At 68.0% G+C, this 20,687-nt stretch carries 12 protein-coding genes; 6 read left to right on the top strand and 6 right to left on the bottom strand.

Annotated features, from left to right (window positions below; translation table 11 throughout):
* The first annotated feature begins 73 nt into the window (after positions 1-73).
* From MT490_RS06575 to MT490_RS06560, 4 genes are all read left to right on the top strand, one after another.
* On the top strand, positions 74-1,819 hold the full coding sequence (locus tag MT490_RS06575) for an ATP-binding cassette domain-containing protein (protein ID WP_363321731.1): 1,746 nt from the start codon (positions 74-76) through the stop codon (positions 1,817-1,819).
* A 121-nt stretch (positions 1,820-1,940) separates the two neighbouring features.
* The gene (locus tag MT490_RS06570; protein WP_297385380.1) at positions 1,941-3,068 is read left to right on the top strand and encodes an ABC transporter permease; all 1,128 of its coding nucleotides are present in this window, start codon (positions 1,941-1,943) and stop codon (positions 3,066-3,068) included.
* Positions 3,068-4,171 (top strand): ABC transporter permease, encoded by a 1,104-nt coding sequence (locus MT490_RS06565; RefSeq protein WP_297385379.1) that lies wholly within the window; start codon positions 3,068-3,070, stop codon positions 4,169-4,171. The genes MT490_RS06570 and MT490_RS06565 overlap by 1 nt, the downstream gene beginning before the upstream one ends.
* Positions 4,172-4,176: 5 nt before the next feature.
* Positions 4,177-5,574: an efflux transporter outer membrane subunit gene (locus tag MT490_RS06560; RefSeq protein WP_297385377.1), complete on the top strand. Its 1,398-nt coding sequence runs from the start codon at positions 4,177-4,179 to the stop codon at positions 5,572-5,574.
* Between the two features lie 88 nt (positions 5,575-5,662).
* Here the strand turns inward: MT490_RS06560 and MT490_RS06555 are convergent, their stop codons facing one another.
* Positions 5,663-6,361 (bottom strand): FadR/GntR family transcriptional regulator, encoded by a 699-nt coding sequence (locus MT490_RS06555; protein WP_297385375.1) that lies wholly within the window; start codon positions 6,359-6,361, stop codon positions 5,663-5,665.
* A 211-nt stretch (positions 6,362-6,572) separates the two neighbouring features.
* Between MT490_RS06555 and MT490_RS06550 the strand changes: the two genes are divergently transcribed.
* Entirely contained in the window at positions 6,573-6,830 is a 258-nt protein-coding gene (locus MT490_RS06550; protein ID WP_297385374.1) for a hypothetical protein, read from the top strand.
* On the opposite strand, the gene nagE is transcribed toward MT490_RS06550, so the two are convergent.
* The 3 genes from nagE to MT490_RS06535 form a co-directional block, all read right to left on the bottom strand.
* On the bottom strand, positions 6,823-8,529 hold the full coding sequence (gene nagE, locus MT490_RS06545) for an N-acetylglucosamine-specific PTS transporter subunit IIBC (RefSeq protein WP_297385372.1): 1,707 nt from the start codon (positions 8,527-8,529) through the stop codon (positions 6,823-6,825). The two genes, MT490_RS06550 and nagE, sit on opposite strands and share 8 nt — an antisense overlap.
* Positions 8,526-11,000, bottom strand: coding sequence for a phosphoenolpyruvate--protein phosphotransferase (ptsP, locus tag MT490_RS06540; RefSeq protein WP_297385371.1), 2,475 nt, complete (start codon positions 10,998-11,000; stop codon positions 8,526-8,528). The genes nagE and ptsP overlap by 4 nt, the downstream gene beginning before the upstream one ends.
* Positions 11,001-11,175: 175 nt before the next feature.
* Positions 11,176-13,860 carry a TonB-dependent receptor gene (locus tag MT490_RS06535; RefSeq protein ID WP_297385369.1) on the bottom strand — a complete coding sequence of 895 codons (2,685 nt, stop codon included), beginning with the start codon at positions 13,858-13,860 and terminating at the stop codon, positions 11,176-11,178.
* A gap of 301 nt (positions 13,861-14,161) precedes the next feature.
* Here MT490_RS06535 and nagA point away from each other — a divergent pair, with 301 nt between their 5' ends.
* Positions 14,162-15,343, top strand: a complete 1,182-nt coding sequence (gene nagA, locus MT490_RS06530) for an N-acetylglucosamine-6-phosphate deacetylase (protein ID WP_297385367.1) — start codon at positions 14,162-14,164, stop codon at positions 15,341-15,343.
* On the opposite strand, the gene MT490_RS06525 is transcribed toward nagA, so the two are convergent.
* Together MT490_RS06525 and MT490_RS06520 are read right to left on the bottom strand one after the other, a co-directional pair.
* Complete coding sequence (locus MT490_RS06525) at positions 15,326-17,335, bottom strand: response regulator (RefSeq protein WP_297385365.1); 2,010 nt, start codon at positions 17,333-17,335, stop codon at positions 15,326-15,328. The genes nagA and MT490_RS06525 overlap by 18 nt on opposite strands.
* 61 nt (positions 17,336-17,396) lie before the next feature.
* Positions 17,397-20,687: response regulator (locus MT490_RS06520; RefSeq protein WP_297385363.1), on the bottom strand; the 3,291-nt coding region annotated here is incomplete at its 5' end.

Here is a 20,687-nt window from a genome sequence, read left to right as displayed (position 1 = left end):
CCCGGCAAGACAACAGCTGTTGTATTCGCTGCACGTGCAGGAGATGGGCCCCCGCTTTCGCGGGGGTGACGGAATGGGGTCGGAGCCACGAGCTGTGACCGGCCCCGTCGCCCGCACCTCGAACCTCATCAAGCGCTTCGACGCGCTCACGGCTCTCGACGGTGTCTCCATGGTGATCGCGCCCGGCAAGGTCACCGGGCTCGTCGGCCCCGACGGGGCGGGCAAGACCACGTTGATCCGCATCCTCGCCGGGCTGATGGCGCCGACCGGCGGCGAGGTCGAGGTGCTGGGCGCGGCGCCGGGGCGGAAGCTCGACGACCTCGGCTACATGCCCCAGCGCTTCGGGCTCTACGAGGACCTGACCGTCATCGAGAACCTCACCCTCTATGCCGAAGTGCGCGGGCTGCCCAAAGCCGAGCGCAAGGAGAGCTTCGACCGGCTGCTCGACTTCACCGACCTCGCGCGCTTCCAGGACCGGCTGGCGGGCAAACTCTCGGGCGGCATGAAGCAGAAGCTCGGGCTCGCCTGCGCGCTGGTGAAGACGCCCAGGGTGCTGCTGCTCGACGAACCCGGCGTGGGCGTCGACCCGATCTCGCGGCGCGAGCTCTGGGCGATGGTCGGCGAGCTCACCGATCAAGGGATCGGCGTGCTCTGGTCGACCGCCTATCTCGACGAGGCCGAGAAGTGCGATTCCGTCTATCTGCTCAACGAGGGGCAATTGCTGTTCGACGGGCCGCCCGCCGATCTCACCGGCAAGGTCGAGAGCCGCGTGTTCCGCGTCACCGGCTTCAAGGACCGCCGCCGCCATTTCCTCACTCGCACGCTCGACCGCGACGAAGTGATCGACGGGACGATCCAGGGGCGATCGGTGCGGCTGCTGATGGCCGAGAACGCGCCCGCCCCCACCCCGGGATCGCTGGCAGCCGAGGGCGGTACGATCGAGCCCGCCCCGCCCCGCTTCGAGGACGGCTTCATCGAACGGCTGGGCGGCGGGCCCAAGGGCACCAGCGCGCTCGCGGCACGCTATCGGGCGATCCCCGAGAGCGACGCGTGCGCGATCGAGGCCAAGGGGCTGACCAAGCGTTTCGGCGACTTCACCGCGGCGAGCGAGATGCATTTCGAGATTCCGCGCGGGCAAATCTTCGGACTGCTCGGGCCGAACGGCGCGGGCAAGTCCACGACGTTCAAGATGCTGTGCGGGCTGCTCACGCCGACCAGCGGCAGCGGGGCGGTGGCGGGGCACGACCTGCGGCGCTCGCGCGCCGATGCGCGGGCGTCGCTGGGCTACATGGCGCAGAAATTCTCGCTCTACGGCGATCTCAGCGTCCGCCAGAATCTCGATTTCTTCGCCGGCGCCTATGATCTCGACCGCGAGACCGCGAAGCGCGCGATCGAGGCGATGATCGAGATCTTCGAGCTGAAGGGAAAGCTCGACGTCAATGCGGGGACGCTGCCGCTCGGCTTCAAGCAGCGCCTCGCGCTCGCCTGCGCGGTGATGCACGAGCCGCCCGTCCTCTTCCTCGACGAGCCGACCTCGGGTGTCGATCCGGTCACGCGGCGCGAGTTCTGGACACATATCAACGGACTGGTCGAAAAGGGCGTGACCGTGCTGGTCACCACGCACTTCATGGACGAGGCCGAATATTGCGACCGCGTCACGCTGATCTACCGCGCCGAGCAGATCGCGACCGGCACGCCGGATGAGCTGAAGGCGCAGGCGGGCGAGCTTGCCGGGCTCGACGATCCGACGATGGAGGACGCCTTCATCGCGCTGATCGAGGAATTCGACCGGCGACGCGAAGGGAGGGAGGCGGCGTGAGCGGGGTTTCCCTCTTAAAGCCCCTCCCCTTCAGGGGAGGGGTTGGGGATAGGGCCTGTCCGCGAGCCCTGTCGCTTGAGGCACTGCCCCACCCCAACCCCTCCCCTGAAGGGCAGGGGTTATGAGTAGCTTCTCCACTCGCCGCCTCGCCGCGCTCGTCCGCAAGGAAGGCGCGCAGATCCTGCGTGATCCGTCGACCTTCCTGATCGCCTTCGTGCTGCCGATGATCCTGCTCTTCCTGTTCGGCTATGCGGTGTCGCTCGACAGCAGCCGGACGCGGATCGGGGTGGTGCTGCAGGATTCGAGCGCGCCCGCGCTCAGGCTCGCCCAGGCCTATCAGACCTCGCGCTATTTCGACGTGACGATGGCGCGGACGATCCAGCCGGTGCGCGAGAGGATGGTCTCCGGGGACCTGCGCGCGATCATCGTCATCCCACCGGATTTCGGCGAGGGCGTGAAGCGCGGCCGCGCGCCCGCGATCCAGATCATCACCGACGGATCGCAGCCCAACACCGCCAACTTCGCCGCGGCCTATGGCGAGGGCGTGCGCGCGCAATGGGCGGCCGCCGAGGGGCTGGAGCGCAATCCCGGAGCGGCCGGGCCGCCGGTCAGCCTCTCGTCGCGCTTCTGGTACAATCCCGAGCTCAAGAGCCGCTACTTCCTCGTCCCCGGATCGATCGCCAACGTGATGACGATGATCGGCACGCTCCTGACGGCGCTCGTCGTCGCGCGCGAATGGGAGCGCGGCACGATGGAGGCGATGATGGCCACGCCGATCTCGATGGCCGAGTTCATCGCCAGCAAGGTGATCCCCTATTATCTCCTCGCCCTCGCCTCGATGACGCTGTGCACCGTGATCGGCGTGTTCATCTTCGGCGTACCCTTCCGCGGATCGGTGTTCGCGCTGTTCGTGGTCGGATCGGCGTTCCTGATGCCCGCCCTCGGGCTCGGGCTGTTCATCTCCTCCGCCACGAAGAACCAGTTCGTCGCGAGCCAGATCGCCTTGCTCTCGGCCTTCCTGCCGACCTTCCTGCTCTCGGGCTTCATCTACGAGATCAGCTCGATGCCCTGGCCGATCCAGGCGCTGACCTATCTGGTGCCGGCACGCTACCTGATCCCGGCGCTCGAATCGGTGTTCCTCGCCGGCGACCAATGGCCCCTGCTGCTCCCGAACATCGGCATCATGCTCGGCTTCGGGCTGTTCTTCTTCCTGCTGTCGTTCCGGGTCACGCGAAGGAGCCTCGACTGATGCGCAGGTTGCTGGCCATGATCGTCAAGGAGATGTGGGCGGTGCTGCGCGATCCCAAGTCGCGCATCGTGTTGTTCGTGCCGCCGCTGATGCAGCTGTTCATCTTCACCTTCGCGACCACGCTCGACGTCAAGAATGTCGACGTCGCGATCCTCGATCGCAGCTCCGGCGCGCATTCGGCGGAGATCGTGTCGAGGATCACGGGCAGCCCCAATTTCCGCAAGATCGTGCAGCTGCGCAGCCCGCACGAACTACGCGACGCGATCGACAACCAGAAGGTGATCGCCGCCCTGGTGATCGACGAGGATTTCGACCGCCGCGTCGCCGCGGGCAAGCCGGCGACGGTGGGCGTGGTGCTCGACGGACGGCGCTCGAACGCGGCGCAGATCGTCAACGGCTACCTCACCCAGATCGTCGCCGGGGTCGGCGCGGACACGGTGGCGCGGCCGGGCCCCGCACAGCCGCCGGGGAGCGTGGTCACCAACTGGTACAACCCGGCGCTCGATTACATCTGGTTCACTCTGCCCTCGCTGGTGGCGATCATCACCTCGGTCGCGGGGCTCGCCATCACCTCGCAATCGGTGGCGCGCGAGCGCGAGCTGGGAACGTTCGACCAGCTGATGGTCTCGCCCTTGCGCGTGCACGAGATCCTGATCGGCAAGATGGTGCCACCCTTCATCATCGGGATGATCAACGGCAGCGTGTATCTGATCGTCGCGCCACTGATATTCGGCGTGCCCTTCACCGGATCGCTGCTGCTCTTCTATTTGAGCCTCGCCATGTACATGCTCGCGCTGATCGGGCTGGGCATGCTGGTCTCGTCGCTCGCGAAGACGCAGCAACAGGCGTTCCTCGGCGTGTTCCTGATCACCACGCCACTGATCCTGCTCTCGGGCTATGCCAGCCCGATCGACAACATGCCCGACTGGCTCCAGGTCGTGACCTATCTCGACCCCGCCCGCTATTTCCTCGTCATCGTCCAGGGACTCTTCCTCAAGGCGATGCCCGCCGCCGCCGTGTTCCACCAGCTCTGGCCGCTCGCGCTGATCGCCTGCGCAACGCTCTCCGCGTCGGCCTGGCTGTTCCGTGCGCGCATGGAGTGACTCCGATGCCTCGCCTGCCCCTGCTCGTTCTGCCCCTGCTCCTCGCCGGCTGCACCGTCGGCCCCGATTACCAGCGGCCCGCGCCGACCGCGGCGACGCAGGCGCCCTGGCTCGAGCCCGGCGCGCCGGGCGCGGTCGATCTCGCCTGGTGGGACAGCTTCGGCGACGCCCGGCTCTCCGCACTGGTCGCGCGGGCGATCGCGAGCGCGCCGGACCTCAAGGAAGCCGAAGCACGGCTCGCCGAGGCACGCGCGAACCGCGACGCCGCCGCGGGCGGGCGACTGCCGAGCGTGCAGGCGACCGGCTCGGCTACCGAGAACCGGCTGAGCGAGAACGGCCAGCTGCCGATCGGCAACATCCCCGGCGTCGACCGCGAGTTCCGCCTGTTCGACCTCGGCTTCGACGCGAGTTGGGAGCTCGATTTCTGGGGCCGGCGCACGCGCCAGGTCGAAGCGGCGAATGCGCGTGCCGACGCGGCATTGTTCGGCCAGCGCGACGTGATGCTGACCTTGATCGGCGAAGTCGCGCGGAGCTATTTCGACTTGCGCGCGGCGCAGGCGGACGCCGCCAGCGTCGGGGCGGTCGCCGCATCGGATGCCGAGCTGGCGCGGCTGACCCAGCTGCGTTTCACCGCCGGGGAAGCGTCTCGGCTCGAGCTGGAGCGCGCCGAGGGCGCGGCACGGACCAGCGCGGCCGCCGTCCCCGATGCCGAGGCACGGGCGGCCGCGGCAGCGTATCGGATCGCGGCTCTGGTCGGCGCGGCGCCGGAGGACGTGGCTCCCGAATTGCGCAAGCCCGCGCCGCTTCCCGCCAGCCCCGACCGGATCCTCGTCGGGGTGCGTTCGGAGTTGCTCGAACGCCGGCCGGACATCCGCCGCGCCGAACGCGAGCTTGCCGCTGCTACCGCGGATATCGGCGTAGCGACCGCGGACCTGTTCCCGCGCTTCAGCCTGTTCGGCAGCATCGGCCAGCAGGCGCGCACGCCGGGCGATCTCTTCTCGGGCGAGAGCACGCGGCTGCAGATCGGGCCGAGCTTCTCCTGGCCGATCTTCTCGGGCGGGACGATCCGCGCGCAGATCCGCGCCGCCGATGCCCGCGCCCAGGGCGCGGCGGCACGCTACGAGAAAGCGGTGCTCGGCGCGCTTTCGGACAGCGAGGCGGCGATCAACCGCTTCCTCAATGCGCGCACCGCCGAGACCGAGGCGAGCGCCGCCCTGGAGCGCGAGCGCGCCGCCTATGCGTTGGCGGAGAAGCGGCAGGCGCGCGGCGAGGACGATCGGCTGACCTTGCTCCGTGCGCGCGAGGTATTGCTGGGCGCCGAGAGCCGCGCCGATCAAGCACGTGCTGCGAAGGGGCAAGCGGCGGTGGCGCTGTACAAGGCACTGGGCGGCGGCTGGCGCTAAGCCAACCGTCATCCCGGCGAAAGCCGGGATCTCATGCGGCTAGCGAACGACCGACGGCACGCGATCCCGGCTTTCGCCGGGATGACGATCAGGGCATCAGCCGCTTCCGCCCCTGCGACAGATGCCAGCGCATCGCCAGCGCGGCGCCGTCGGCGTCCTGGGCGCGGATCGCCTCGACCACCATCTCGTGCTCGGTGATCATCGCGCCGATCGCTTCAACCGACCGCGCACGCGAGATGTCCACGCCGGCGCGCAGGATCCGGTAGATCCCTTCCTCGAGATGATCGAACGTCGCCAGGAAGGCGGGGTTCGCCGTCGCCTCGAAGATCGTGCGATGGAGCGCCCAATCCTCCTCATGCGCGGGACCGTTGGATAGCAAGGCGGCGCGCAACGCCTCCATCGCCTCCTGGATCGCCTCCATCTGCTCAGGCGAGCGGCGCATCGCCGCCAGCCGGCAGGCCTCAGCCTCAAGGACGAAGCGCACCTCATAGGTGCCGAGCGTCGCCGAAAGCTCGGCCATCGGCATGTGCGCGCCGAGCCGCTCGGAGGGCCGTCGCATGACGTAGGAACCGGCGCCGCGCCGCGCCTCGGTGATGCCGTCGGCGGCGAGCCGCACCAGCGCCTCGCGTACCACCGTGCGCGACATGCCGAACATCTCGGCGAGCCGCGGTTCGGACGGCAGCCGATCGCCGATCTGGAGATCGTCGCCGTTGATGATCTCGACGATCCGCATATAGGCCCGGTCGGCCAGCCGCCCCTCGCCCGTTTGCGCAATGCCCTGTGCCAAAGGCGCTCCTCCCCGGGCCGTAGCTAGCCGCAACGCGCCCGCCTTGCCAAGCCCGGCGGAACGGATTGGTTGGACAGGTTATACCAAATACGCGCCGACTTGGCCGTTGACGTGCCGAAATGGTGCGTCATACTCGCAACTTGTCCAACCGATTCAAGACTCGGCCAAAGAAGCCGGGATCGGAGGAGAAAAACGGGACCTGGGAGGGGTTATGGACACGATGTACGGCGCTACCGCCGTGAATCTGCCGCCGATGAGCGCCTTTGCCGAAGTCTATGTGAACCGGCCCACCGCACGCGGCGGCCCCGTCGCCGCATTGTTCGGGCCGTTCGGCGACTGCGCCTTCGTGCTGGTGCGCCAGGGCGGCTATGGCGACGCCGAATGCTGGATCGAAAGCGCGACCGGACGGGTATCCTATGCCGATGTGGTCGAGGCCGACCGCGCCGGACTGATCCAGCGCGCTACCTGACCGGCTGAAGCGCTTCCGCCAGTTGCGCCGTCGCGCCACCCGCGATGAGGTGGACCGGCCGGCCGGCATCACTCGGAATCACCGCGGCCAGGATGCCGCCGCGGCGGAGCGCGAGCTCGTCCAGCTTCGACAGGTCACTCAACTCGACCAGCAGACGCGTACCTCGGGCATGCACCGCGCGGACGTTGCCAGTTCCCAGCGCGCGGACGATCGCCGCGGGATCGAGCCGCGGCGCGGCCGGAGCGGCCGGAGCAGCGGCGGGTCCCGCCGCCAGCGCCCCGCGCACCTCTCCGGCGATCTGGTCGGCCATCGGGCCGAACACGACCTGGAGCGCGCCATTGTCGAGCTTGAGCACGCCGCGGGCGCCGAGCGCGCGCAGGGCGGCTTCGTCGACCGGCACGAAATCCGCCACCACCAGCCGCAGCCGGGTGGTGCAGGCATCGACGCTGCGGACATTGGCGCCGCCGCCCAGCGCCGCGAGGATCGCCGGCCCCCGCTCGCCCGTTACGGCTTGCGGTCCGACAACGGGCGCGTCGGTCTCGCGGCCGGGCGTCTTGAGGTCCCAGCGCCGGATGCTCCAGCTGAACGCGACGTAGTAGATCCAGAAATAGACGGCACCGACCGGCAACAGCAGTAGCGGCTTGGTCGCGAGGCCGAAATTGAGCACATAGTCGAACAGCCCCGCCGAGAAGCCGAAGCCGAGCTTCACGCCGAGCGCATCCATGACCACCATCGAGATGCCGGTGAGCACCGCATGGATGGCGTAGAGCACGGGGGCGAGGAAGATGAAGGTGAACTCGATCGGCTCGGTCACGCCGGTGAGGAACGAAGTGAGCGCGAGGCTGAGCAGCAGGCCGCCCACCGCCTTGCGGCGCTCGGGCAGCGCGTTGCGGTACATGGCGAGGCAGGCCGCGGGCAGTCCGAACATCATCACCGGGAAGAAGCCCGACATGAACGCGCCCGCGCTCGGATCGCCGGCGAAGAAGCGTTTGATGTCGCCGGTCGCGCCGTTGTACTCGCCGAGCAGGAACCAGGGGATGTTGTTGAGGATGTGATGCAGCCCGGTGATCAGCAGCAGCCGGTTGAGCAGCCCGTAGAGGAATAGTCCCACCGGCCCCGCGCCGAGCACCCAGCGGCTGAGCGTATCGACGCCCGCCTCGAACCAGGGGAAGCCGAGCCCGAACAGCACCGCGCCGACAAGGCCCGCGAGCCCCGCGACGATCGGCACGAAGCGACGTCCGGCGAAAAAGGCGAGATAATCGGGCAGCTTGATGTTCGAGAAGCGGTTGTAGAGCACGCCCGCGACGATGCCCGCCAGGATGCCGGCGGCGACGCTCAGCTTGGCGATTTCCTTCGCGCGCCAGGCGGCCTGTTCGATCGCCGGCGCGGTGGCGATCTCGTGGGGCAGGTGCAGCAGCACCTTGGCGCCCTCGACTGCGACCAGATAGGCCACGACGCCCGCGAGCGAGGCCGCGCCATGGTTCTCGCGCGCGAGCCCCACCGCGACGCCCGCGGCGAAGAGCAGGCCGAGATTGGAGAAGATCGCCTCGCCCGCCGCGGCGACGAATGGGATGCCGAGCATGTCGGCCTGCCCGAGCCGGAGCAGCAAGGCAGCGATCGGGAGCACCGCGATCGGCAGCATCAGAGCGCGGCCGAGCGGCTGGGCCTTGGCGAGCAGGGCGGTGGGTCGGAAGCTCATTGCAGCGCCTCACGGGCAAGAGCGCGGACCTCGGCGGGAGACGCGGCGTCGCACGCTCTCTCCGCCAATGCCGTGCACAGGTTCATGTCGAGCCCGCGGACGACCGCCTTGAGCCCCGGAATGGCCGCCGGCGTCGCCGAAAGCTCGGTGATGCCGAGCCCGATCAGGATCGGCGCGGCGAGCGGATCGGAGGCGAGGCCGCCGCAGACGCCCGCCCAGCGTCCCGCGGCACGGGCGCCCTTCCCCACTTCGCGGATCAGGCGGAGCACCGCCGGGTGGAGCGCGTCGATCCGCTGCGATACCGCTGCGTTCCCGCGGTCGGCGGCGAGCGTGTATTGGGTCAGGTCGTTGGTCCCGATCGAGAGAAAGTCGGCCTCGCGCGCGATCTGGCCGGCGAGCATCGCCGCGGCGGGCGTCTCGATCATCACCCCGAGCGGCACGCGCTCGGCGATACCGAGCTCGGCGCGGACCTCGTCGAGCAACGCCGCGACCGGGCGATAATCGCCGAGATCGGCGACCATCGGCAGCATGATCCGGCACTGGCCGGCGGGCACGCCGCGCAGGATCGCGCGGAGCTGGAGCCGCATCAGATCGGGCCGCGCGAGGCTGAGGCGGACGCCGCGCAGGCCGAGCGCCGGATTCTCCTCGGCGCCCATCGGCAGATAGGGCACGGGCTTGTCGCCCCCGATGTCGAGCGTGCGGACGATCAGCGGGCGCCCGCCGAGCGTCGCGGCGATCCGCGAGCAGGTCTCGCGTTGCTCCTCCTCGTCGGGCGCGGTGTCGCGATCGAGGAACAGGAACTCGGTGCGGAGCAGCCCGCAGCCCTCGGCCCCGGCGGCGACCGCGGCCGCGGCATCGGCGACCGAGCCGAGATTGGCGAAGATCTCGATCCGCGTGCCGTCGGCCATGTGGCAGGGCGCATGCGCCTCGGCGGCCTCGCGCGCGCGGCGTTCGCGCGTCTCGAACAGCCGCTCGCTGGCTTCGGAAAGCGCATCGGGGCTCGGATCGACGGTGATCGCGGCGGCATCGGCGTCGAGGATCACGGGGATCCCCTCGGCGATCGACAGCACGCCCTCGCCCGCCGCGACCAGCATCGGAATGCCGGCGGACGCAGCGAGGATCGCGACGTGCGAGGTCGGGCCGCCCGCCGCGGTGCAGATGCCGGCGAGGTTCGCGGTGTCGAGCGCGAGGAATTGCGAGGGCAGCAGATCCTCGCCGATCAGGATCGTGCCCGGGCGCAATGCCGGGACGCTCGCGCCGACGCTGCCGAGCAGCGCGGCGACCACCTGGCGCTCTAGATCGACCAGGTCGGCGACGCGCTCCATCAGCAGCGCATCGCCGGTCGCGCGGATCGCGTCGGACGCCTGCGCAGTGGCGGCGCGCCAGGCGAAGGCGGCGCTGCGTCCGGCGGCGATCCGATCGTTCGCGACGCGGAGGAGCTCGGGATCGGCGAGCAATGCGCGGTGCGCCTCGGCGATCTCTGCGGCCGCGCCGCGCGTGCCGGCAAGGCGGCCGGCGACTTCGGCGAGCGCGCTGTCGAGCGCGGCGCGCTCCGCGGCGGCGCCCGCGCCGTCCTCCGGCACTTCCTGATCGACTGCCTTCAGCTGCAGCGCCTGGCCGATCGCCAGGCCCGGCGATGCGCAGACGGGGCCCGAGGTTCGGACGACGGGAGCTGCCGGTGCTGCCGTCGCAGCCTCGTCCTCGCCGAGCCCCGAGAGGATCAGATCGGCCACGGCGTCGACCGCAGCGCGCGCATCGGTGCCGGCGGCGGCGATCCGCACGATGCTTCCCGAAGTCACGCCGAGCCCGAGCAGCGCCACCGTGCTGCGCGCGTTCGCCCGGTCGTCGCCCGCGACGAGCTCCACTTCGGCGACGAACGGCCGCAGCGCCGCCGCGATCCGGGCCGCCGGACGCGCATGGATCCCGTGCGCGGCGGCGACGGTCACTTCGCGCTCGAAACGCTCTTCCGCCGCGGCGGCGCGGTCCGCCTCACGCGGCTGCGCACGTGCGATCCGTGCAACGCTCGCGCCCGCCTCGACCAAGCGGCCGGTGGCTTCGAGCGTCAGGAGATAGCCTTCGCTGGCGAGCACGACGGGCGTGATCAGCGCCCGCGCGTTCTGCGCGACCGCGTCGAGATCGAAGGCGATCAGCGGGTCGCCGGGGTTGACCCGTTGCCCCGCCGCAACCTTGGCCGTGAAACCCTTGCCGCCGAGCGCGACGGTCTCGAGCCCGATGTGCAGCAGCAGCTCCGCGCCATTGTCGAGGCGGAGCGTCACGGCGTGCGCGGTGGCGGGGACCGACAATATCTCGCCGGCCGCGGGGGCGCGCAGCACGCTCTCGACCGGATCGATCGCGAAGCCGTCGCCCATCATCCGTTCGGCGAACACGGCGTCGGGCACGGCCTCGATCGGCGCCAGCCAACCGGCGAAGGGGGCGACGAGGGTAACCGCGTCGGCGATCATGCCGCTCACGCGAACAGCAATCGGGAAAGGGAAATCAAGCGTGGCTCCCGGTCATGATAAGCAATGAACTTAGGCCGTTTCGCGCCACGCTCAATCCGCTGCCTGCGGCTCGGGCCCGACAGAAAACAGGGCGGCGGAGAAACGCTGGTTCGAAACTCCGCCGCCCGGTCATCGGCTCCCCGCCTCAGAAGTTGACGTTGACCGACGCAAGGAGCTTGCGCCCCGTACGGTACACCCCGCGCGGCAGGCGCGGCGTGTTGGCATAGGCATAATATTCGCTGTCGGTGAGGTTCATCCCCGACACCGTCAGGCCGATATTCTCGGTGACGTTGTAGGTCGCCGAGAGATCGACGTTCGCGGTGTCGCGGACATACATGTTGTCGCCGCGATCGATCCCGGTGAAGTACTTCGACCGCCAGGTATAGGTCCCGCGGATCGAGACCGGACCGCTCTCGAAGAACGGGCTGAAGCTCACCTGATGGCGCGAGTTGAACGGCAGGTCCGCGCCGTCCTGCCCCTCGCCGTCCGAATAGGTGTAGTTGGCGAGCACGCCGAACCCCCAGGGCAGGTTCTGCTGATAGGCGAGCGCGAAGCCCTTCACCTTGGCCGAACCCGCATTGAACGGGCGGCTGATATTGTAGGTGGTGATGCGGCCCTGCGAGGTGTTGAAATGATCCTCGGGCGCGGTCTGCTGGAGGATGTAGTTGGTGATGCTCTTGTAGAAGACCTCACCCGCGAGGATCGCGCGCGGTGCGAAATACCATTCGAGCGACGCGTTGAAATTGTCGGACTCGTACGGATCGAGATCGGGGTTGCCGCCGGCGCCGGTGAGGATCTGGTCCGACAGCCAGAAGGAGTTGGTCATGTCGGCATAGTTCGGCCGCGCGATCACCTGCGTCGCCGCAAAGCGGAAAATCAGGTCCTTCTTGAGATCGATCGCGATGTTGATGCTCGGCAGGACCTTTTCGTACTTCTTGTTCGTGGTCTGCCAGGTCCAGTCCGATGCCGCGGTGCAAGCCGACCCGGGGGTGCAGACATAGCCCGCGCTCTCGCTGCTGGTGTTGACGTAGCGCGCACCGATATTGCCGCGCAGCGCGCCCTGCTCGAAATTGATCTGCGCATAGGCGGCATGGATGTCCTCGGTCACGTCCCAATTGCCTGCGGCGAACTCGATCGCGGCGAACTGCGAAGGCGTCGGAACCGCTCCGCCTCCCGGCACCCAGCTGCCGCCTTCGACATAATCGACCATCGAATTGCCGTCGATGACGAAACGGCCGGTCATCTGGTCGTTCACGCCGTTGAAGCCACGCAGGTAATTGTCGCTGACCTGGCTCGTATTGAACTGCGAGGCCGGCACGTTGACGCCCGCGACGGTGACGCCGGCATAGCGCTGGCCAGTCTCGTGGCGGCGATATTTGTAGCCGATCTGCACGCTCTTGACGCTGCCGTCGAACTTGAACTTGAGATCCGCCTGGCCGTAGCGCTCCTTGTCGGTGGTCGGCTTCTCGACGAGGTTGCCGCTCCAGCCTGGATCGGTCCGGAACGCCGCGGGATTGCCGAGCACGTCGGTGGTGTAGCTGATCGTGCCGGGGCTACCCGGCGCGCCGCTGATGTCGACGGTGTAGTTGGCCCAGTTGAGGAATTCGAGAAACACCTGCTTCTTGGTGCCGCCGTCGGCGTCGGACATACCGCCTTCGACGTTGAGGTCCCAGTTCACGCCTTCCCAGCCGACCTGGCCGTGCCAGGTCTCGGAGTGCATCTCGGCGGTGCGATATTGCGCGTCGAGCACCGACAGCGCGTTGGTGAACGAGGCCTGGGTGACGATCCCGTCCTGCACCTGCAATGAATTGAGCGCGCCGGCGCTGTTCCAGGTGTTGCCCGGGAAGGCGTACATCGACTGGTTGAGATTGTCGTAGGTCGCGTCGATGCGCAGATAGTCCACGCCGATCGTGAGCTCGGGCACCGGTTTCCACTGCGCCGCGGCCGAATAGGTCAGGCGCTCGCGGCCCTGCTCGAAATAGGACGTGCCGAACGCATTGGGGAACACCGCGTCGGGATTGGCGGTGAGCGTGGTCGCGCAGGTGCCCGTGCAGTTGCCCGTGGTGATCGAGCTCGTCCCCGCGTCGTTCTGGCCGTTCCAGAAGTCCGCGGTGATCGTGCCATAGGCTTCGAGGCCGTCGCGGCGGAGCCGATCCTTGGCGCGCTGGAACGAGGCGAGGAAGCCGATCGTGCCGGCTTCGTTGCGCCAGCTGACCAGCGCCGAGCCCTGGACGTCGCCCTTTTCGGAGCGATCATTGTAGAGATAGCCGAGCGTGCCGGCGACGGTGAACGGTTCGAGGTCGAGCGGCCTGCGCGTGACGACGTTGACCGTGCCGCCGATCGAACCCTCGTCGATCCGCGCCTCGGGCGACTTGTGCACGTCTACCCGGCTGACCAGCTGCGGCGCGAGCAACGCATAGTTGAAGGTGCGGCCGGGCGAATCGAGGATGAACCAGTCGGCCGACGCGACGGTCTGGCCGTTGAGCAAGGTCCGGTTGAGCGCGGGATCGGTGCCGAGGATCGAGACCTTCTCGCCCTGGCCGAACTGGCGATCGACGGTGACGCCGGGCACCAAGGTCAGCGCTTCGGCGACATTGGTATTGGGAAACTTGCCGACATCCTCGGCCGAGACCGAATCGACGATCGCATCGGCGTTGCGCTTGGTCTCGATCGCCGCGGCGAGCGACGCGCGATACCCGGTGACGACGATTTCCCCGTCTTCCTGTGCCTCGGCCGCGACGGGCGCATCGTCCGAAGTCTGTGCGTGTGCGGCACCTGACAGCAGCGCGATCGCGCTGGCGGTGCCGACGAGAATAGCTCGAATCCGCATGATTTGTACCCCTCCATGTCCAAATGGCATGCGGGCTTTATACCACTTGCATACCATTTCCCGGACCATCCGTCAGACCAATGAGACCGTCAAGAGGGATTCTTTCACTAGCGTGACAATGAGATGCATTTTCTGGGTAGCATGAGGTCCTGTATTGGTATTAGTATTGCGCATAAAGCACAGCATGCGTGGGAGCGGGGATGCCGTTGCAGGCCGAAAAGACAGAACGCCTGAGCGCGATCGGCGGCGAGCCGCATGCGGCGCGGCCATGCGGCAGTGCCAAGGTCATCGAAACAATCTGATGGTCGCTGCCCTGGTCAATGGCCGCGTGCTGCGCGCAGGCGCCCTTCGCGACGGCGAGGCCGTGCTTCTCGAAGGCGATCGCATCGCCGCCGTGGTTCCCGCGGGTCAGGTTCCCGCCGATGCGGAGCGCCACGACCTCGCGGGCGCGATGCTGCTCCCCGGCTTCATCGACACCCAGGTCAATGGCGGCGGCGGGGTGCTGTTCAACGAATTCCCCACCGTCGATGGCATCGCCGCGATCGGTGCCGCGCACCGGCGCTTCGGCACCACCGGCTTCCTGCCGACGCTGATCAGCGACGATCTCGACGTGATCCGGCGCGCGGTCGCAGCGGTCGATATGGCGATCGAGCAGGGCGCTCCGGGAGTGCTCGGCATCCATATCGAAGGGCCATTCCTCAACGTCGAGCGGCGCGGGATCCATCGCTCCGACAAGATCCGCACGCTCGACGACGAAGGCCTCGCCGTGCTCACCTCGCTCAAACGCGGTCGGACATTGGTGACGCTGGCGCCCGAGCGGACCACGCCCGCGACGATCCGCCGTCTCGTGGACGCCGGGGTGATCGTCGCCGCGGGCCACAGCAACGCGACCCATGCGCAGGCGATCGCGGCGGTCGAGGCCGGCATCACCGGGATCACGCATCTGTTCAACGCGATGTCCCCGCTCACCGCGCGCGCGCCAGGGCTCACCGGCGCAGCGCTCGAACGCCCTGAGCTCGTCTGCGGCATCATCGTCGACGGACACCATGTCAGCCCGACGACACTCAAGGTCGCATTGTGCTGCAAGCCGCCCGAACAACTGATGCTGGTGACCGACGCGATGCCGTCGGTCGGCAGTCCTTCGGATACGTTCATGCTGCAGGGAAGCCGGATTCAGGTCCGCGACGGGGTCTGCAAGAATGCCGACGGCACCATCGCCGGCTCGCATCTCGACATGGCCTCGGCCTTCGCCAATGCCGTGAGGATGCTGGGCGCGCCGATCGCGGCGGCTTCGTGCATGGCGTCGCACGCCCCAGCGGCATTCCTGGGCTTGGGCGAACGCGGCGCGATCGCCCCCGGCTATCATGCCGATCTCGTCGCGCTCGACGACGCGTTCCAGGTCACCGGCACCTGGATCGACGGGGTCTCCGACAGGCTCCAAGCCCCGCTGCGTCGGGAAACCGAGTCAACGTCGCTCGCGTAGCGCCGCCTTGAGCTGCTCGGGCGTGAAGGGCTTGTCGAGGACGCGGACGTCGATGTCCTCCGAGGCGCCCATATCGGCCACGGCATAGCCCGTGATGATCAGCGCCGGGAAATCCGCGCGCTCGCCGCGGATCTGGCGCACGAGCTCGGCGCCCGACATGCGCGGCATCGCATAATCGGTGATCAGCAGGTCGAACGCCGCCGGATCCCTGCGGAACAGGTCGAGCGCATGCGCGCCCTCGGTCACGTGCGACACTTCGTGGCCGAGATCCTCGAGCAAGGCGGCGGTAGTGGCGCGGACGCCGTCATGATCGTCGACCAGCAGGATCCGCATCGCGACCGTGGTGCCGTTGAGCGCTTCGCCGGCTTCGGCCTCGGCTTCCGCCTGCGCGTCGGTGTCGGGCGCACGCGGCAGCCAGATCTCGACGCACGTGCCCCGGCCCAACTCGCTGTCGACGCGCACCTCGCCGCCCGATTGCTGCACGAAGCCATAGACCATGCTGAGCCCGAGCCCCGTCCCCTTGCCCACCGGCTTGGTGGTGAAGAAGGGTTCGAGCACCTGCTCGATCATCTCCGGCGCGATCCCGCAGCCGGTGTCGCGGACGCCGATCACGACATAGTGACCAGGCGCGAGGCCGGTTCGGCCAACCTGCTCGACGATCTCGCGATCTTCGGCCGTCACGGTGACCACACCGCCATCGGGCATCGCGTCGCGCGCGTTGATGATCAGGTTCATCAAGGCGAGCTCGAGCTGCGCCGCGTCGGCATAGACGGGCGACAGATGATCCGAGAGCTTCCATTCGAGCTCGACCATCCCGCCCAGCGTGTGTGCCAGCAAGTTGGTGACCGACTGGGCGAGGCGCGGGATCCGGATCGAGGCGGGCTCGAGCTTCTGGCGCCGCGCGAAGGCGAGCAGGTGCTTGACCAATTCGGCGCCCTGCTCGGCCGCGTGCCTGGTCATGCCGACGATCCGGGCCTGATCGTCGTCCAGCGACACGCGCCGCTCGATCATGCCGAGCCCGCCCAGCACGGCGGCGAGAAGGTTGTTGAAATCGTGCGCGATGCCGCCGGTCAGCTGCCCGATCGCGTCCATCTTGCGCGCCTGGGTGAGCTGGCTTTCGAGATCCTTGCGATCGGTGACGTCGAGCAGGGTGCCCGCGAACTCGAGCGGGTTGCCGAACGCGTCGCGCAGCAGCACCGCCTGATCGAGGAAATGCTTGTACTGTCCGTCGGCGCACTGCCAGCGATACTCGATCGAGAGCGACTGGCCCGCGCTGCGCCCGGCCATCGCCTCGACGACGCGCGGGCGATCCTCGGCATGCAGCCGATCCACCCACAAGGTCGGCGATTTCCGGATGTCCTCGAAGGCAAAGCCGGTGAGCGCCGCGAAATTGCCGCTGACGAACTTGGGGATGCGCGGGTTCGCGTCGATCTCCTCGAGATAGAGGATGATCGGCAGCGACTGGATGATCGCCGCCTGGCGCTGCTCGGCGAGGCGGAGCTCCTGCTCGATGCGCAGCCGCTCGGCATTGGCGCGCAGATTGGCGTCGAGCAGCGCCTGCTCCGCCCTTGCCTTGCGCTGGATCTCCTTGGTCATCGTGAACAAGTCGACGAACACCGCGACCTTGGACTGGAGCACCACCGGATCGACCGGCTTGAACACATAGTCCACCGCGCCCATCGAATAGCCGCGCAGCAGATGCTGGCTCTCCTTGTTCACCGCGGAGAGGAAGACGATCGGCACGCGCTTGGTCTGTTCGCGCGAACGGATGATCTGCGCGGTCTCGTAGCCGTCGATGCCGGGCATGTAGACATCGAGCAGGATCACCGCGAACTCGCCCCTGAGGAGCTGGCGTAGCGCCTCCTCGCCCGAATTGGCGACGACGACGTCGGCCACGTCCTCGAGCACGGTCCGGATCGCGAGCAGGTTGCGTTCGTCGTCGTCGACGACGAGAACCTTGGCGCGATCCTCGATGGCTTCGGGGTCTTTCACAAGCGGGGCCTCGGCGATCGTCGCATCTCGGGTCGGTGGGAGCTTGGAGCCCATCTGCACCTCAGCTCGGCTCCGCCACGACGGTATCGGCCGCCTTCGACGCATCGCGCGAGCGTGCGATCCAGACGCGCAGCAGCGCCAGCAGCAGGTCGATGTCGACCGGCTTGGCGATATAGTCCGATGCGCCCGCATCGAGGCACTTCTGCCGATCGCCCTTCATCGCCTTGGCCGTGACCGCGATCAGCGGCAGGTCCGCGAGCTCGGCCCGCTCGCGGATCTGCTGCATCGTCTCGTAGCCGTCCATCTCGGGCATCATGATGTCGATCAGCGCGATATCGATCCCCGGGGTCTGTTCGAGGATCACGATGCCGTCCCTGCCGCCCTCGGCGTGGAGCACCTCGACGCCGTAGCTCTCGAGTACGCTGGTCAGCGAGTAGATGTTGCGGATGTCGTCGTCGACGATGAGGATCTTGGCGTCGGCGAGCTCGGGCACCCCGCGCGCGGCCTGGACGACCTGCTCGGTCTGCTCGGGAACCAGCTCGACCACCTCGGGGCCCTCGCCGATGCGATCGGCGAGATCGCGGAACACGCCGACCAGCGCCTCCTTGTCGGCCGGCTTCTCGGTCACGCCGAACGCGCCGAGGTCGATCGCCTTGTCCACCTTGTCAGCGCCCGAGATGACGTGGATCGGCACGTGGCGCGTCTGCGGATCGTGCTTGAGCAGATCGAGCAGCACGAACCCGTCGATGTCGGACAGGCCGAGATCGAGCGTGATCGCGTGCGGCTGGAGCTTCCGCACCATCGCGAGCGTCCCCGCCCCCGCGCCCGAGACGACGCCCTTGAGGCCGGCGCCGCGCGCGATGTCGAGCAGGATCGAGGCGAAGGTGGGATCGTCCTCGACGATCAGCACGAACGGATCGCCGCCCAATTGGTCGCGATCGTCGCTGAGGTCGAACGCGCCGGCGCTGGGAAGTGCGCTCGGCACCATCGCGCCGCTATTGTCGTAGCGCGCGGGCGTGCCCGGCTGGCCGATCTGCACGGGCGCGGTCGCCTGGAGCGGCACGAACAGCGTGAAGGTCGAGCCCTCGCCCGGCTTCGAACGGACCTGGAGCTCGCCGCCGAGCAGCCGCGCGATCTCGCGGCTGATCGAAAGGCCGAGGCCGGTGCCGCCGTACTTGCGGCTGGTGGTGCCGTCGGCCTGCTGGAAGGCCTCGAAGATCAGCTTCTGCTTGTCGTCGGGAATGCCGATGCCGGTATCGGTAACGGCGATCTCGATCGCGGTATCGACCCCGCGCAGCACCGGATGGTTGGTGCTCCACCCCTTGGTCGCCGGCCGCACCGCGAGCGTGACGCTGCCATGCGAGGTGAACTTGAACGCGTTCGAGAGCAGGTTGAGCACGATCTGCTGGAGCCTCTTCTCGTCGGTGCGGATCGTCGCCGGCAGCCCGGCGTCGAACTCGACGTTGAAGTCGAGGCTCTTGTCGGCGGCAAGCTGGCGGAAGGTGCGGTCCATGTGCTGGCGCAGCGTCTGCATCGGCATCTCGCCGACCTCGATCGAGACGGTGCCCGATTCGATCTTCGACAGATCGAGGATGTCGTTGATCAGGTTGAGCAGGTCCGAGCCCGCCGAGTTGATCGTCCGCGCGAATTCGACCTGCTTCTCGTTGAGGTTGCCCTGCGGATTGTCCGACAGGAGCTTCGACAGGATCAGCAGCGAGTTGAGCGGCGTGCGCAGCTCGTGGCTCATATTGGCGAGGAATTCGGACTTGTACTTGGAGGTCAGCGCGAGCTGCTCGGCCTTCTCCTCGAGCGCGCGGCGCGCCATCTCGATCTCGAGATTCTTGGCCTCGACCTGCTTCTTCTCGTTCTCGAGCAGCTGCGCCTTCTCCTGCAGCTCCTCGTTGGTGTTGTGCAGCTCCTCCTGCTTGGTGGTGAGCTCGGTCTGGCGCGCCTGAAGCTCCTGGGTCAGCAGCTGCGACTGCTTGAGCAGGCCCTCGGTGCGCATCGTCGCCGCGATCGTGTTGAGCACGATGCCCACCGATTCCATCAACTGATCGAGGAAGCTCTGGTGGGTCTCGTTGAACTCGCTGAACGAGGCGAGCTCGATTACCGCCTTGACCTCGTCCTCGAACAAGGCGGGCAGGATCGTCACGTTGGCGGGCGCGGCGTGGCCGAGCCCCGAACCGATCCGCAGGAAGTCCCCGGGCACGTTCTCGAGCAGGATCGGGCGCTTGTCCGCCGCGGCCTGGCCCACCAGCCCCTCGCGCAGCGCGAACTTGGACTTGAGCTCCTCGCGGCTCTCGGCGCCGTAGCTCGCCGCGAGCTCGAGCACCGTGTCGTCCGCCTCGCGCGTGGTGACATAGAACACGCCGTACTGCGCGTTCACCAGCGGCGCGAGCTCGGACATGATCAGGTTCGAGACGGTGCTCAGGTCGCGCTCGCCCTGCAGCATGCGGCTGAAGCGCGCGAGGTTGGTCTTGAGCCAGTCCTGCTCCGCATTCTTCAAGGTCTGGTCCTTGAGGTTGCGGATCATCTCGTTGATGTTGTCTTTGAGCGCGGCCATCTCGCCCGAGGCCTCCACCGCGATCGAGCGCGTAAGGTCGCCCTTGGTCACCGCGGTCGCCACGTCGGCGATCGAGCGCACCTGGTTGGTGAGGTTCGCCGCGAGCTGGTTCACGTTGTCGGTGAGGTCGCGCCACAGGCCTGCGGCGCCCGGCACGCGCGCCTGCCCGCCCAGCCGGCCCTCGATGCCCACTTCGCGGGCCATGTTGGTCACCTGGTCGCCGAAGGTGGAGAGCGTGTCGATCATGAAGTTGATCGTCTCGGCGAGCGCCGCGATCTCGCCCTTGGCGTCCACGGTCAGCTTGCGCTTCAAATTGCCCTGCGCCACCGCGGTGACCACGTCGGCGATGCCGCGCACCTGGTTGGTCAGGTTGGTCGCCATCAGATTGACGTTGTCGGTCAAGTCCTTCCACGTGCCGCCGACGCCCGGCACCTGCGCCTGGCCGCCGAGCTTGCCCTCGGTGCCCACTTCGCGCGCCACGCGAGTCACTTCAGAGGCGAAGCCGTTGAGCTGGTCCACCATCGTGTTGATGGTGTCCTTCAGCTCGAGGATCTCGCCCTTCACGTCGACGGTGATCTTCTTCGACAAGTCGCCGCGCGCCACGGCGGTGGTCACGTCGGCGATGTTGCGCACCTGACCCGTCAGGTTCGCCGCCATCAGGTTCACATTGTCGGTCAAATCGGCCCAGGTACCCGCGACGCCCCGCACCTGCGCCTGGCCGCCCAATTTGCCTTCGGTGCCGACCTCGCGTGCCACGCGGGTCACTTCCGAGGCGAAGCCGTTGAGCTG

Source organism: Sphingomonas sp. (assembly GCF_026460985.1).
GTDB lineage: Bacteria > Pseudomonadota > Alphaproteobacteria > Sphingomonadales > Sphingomonadaceae > Sphingomonas.
The sequence above is the reverse complement of the archived record's forward strand: the minus strand, read 5'-3'. Positions and strand labels throughout refer to the sequence as shown.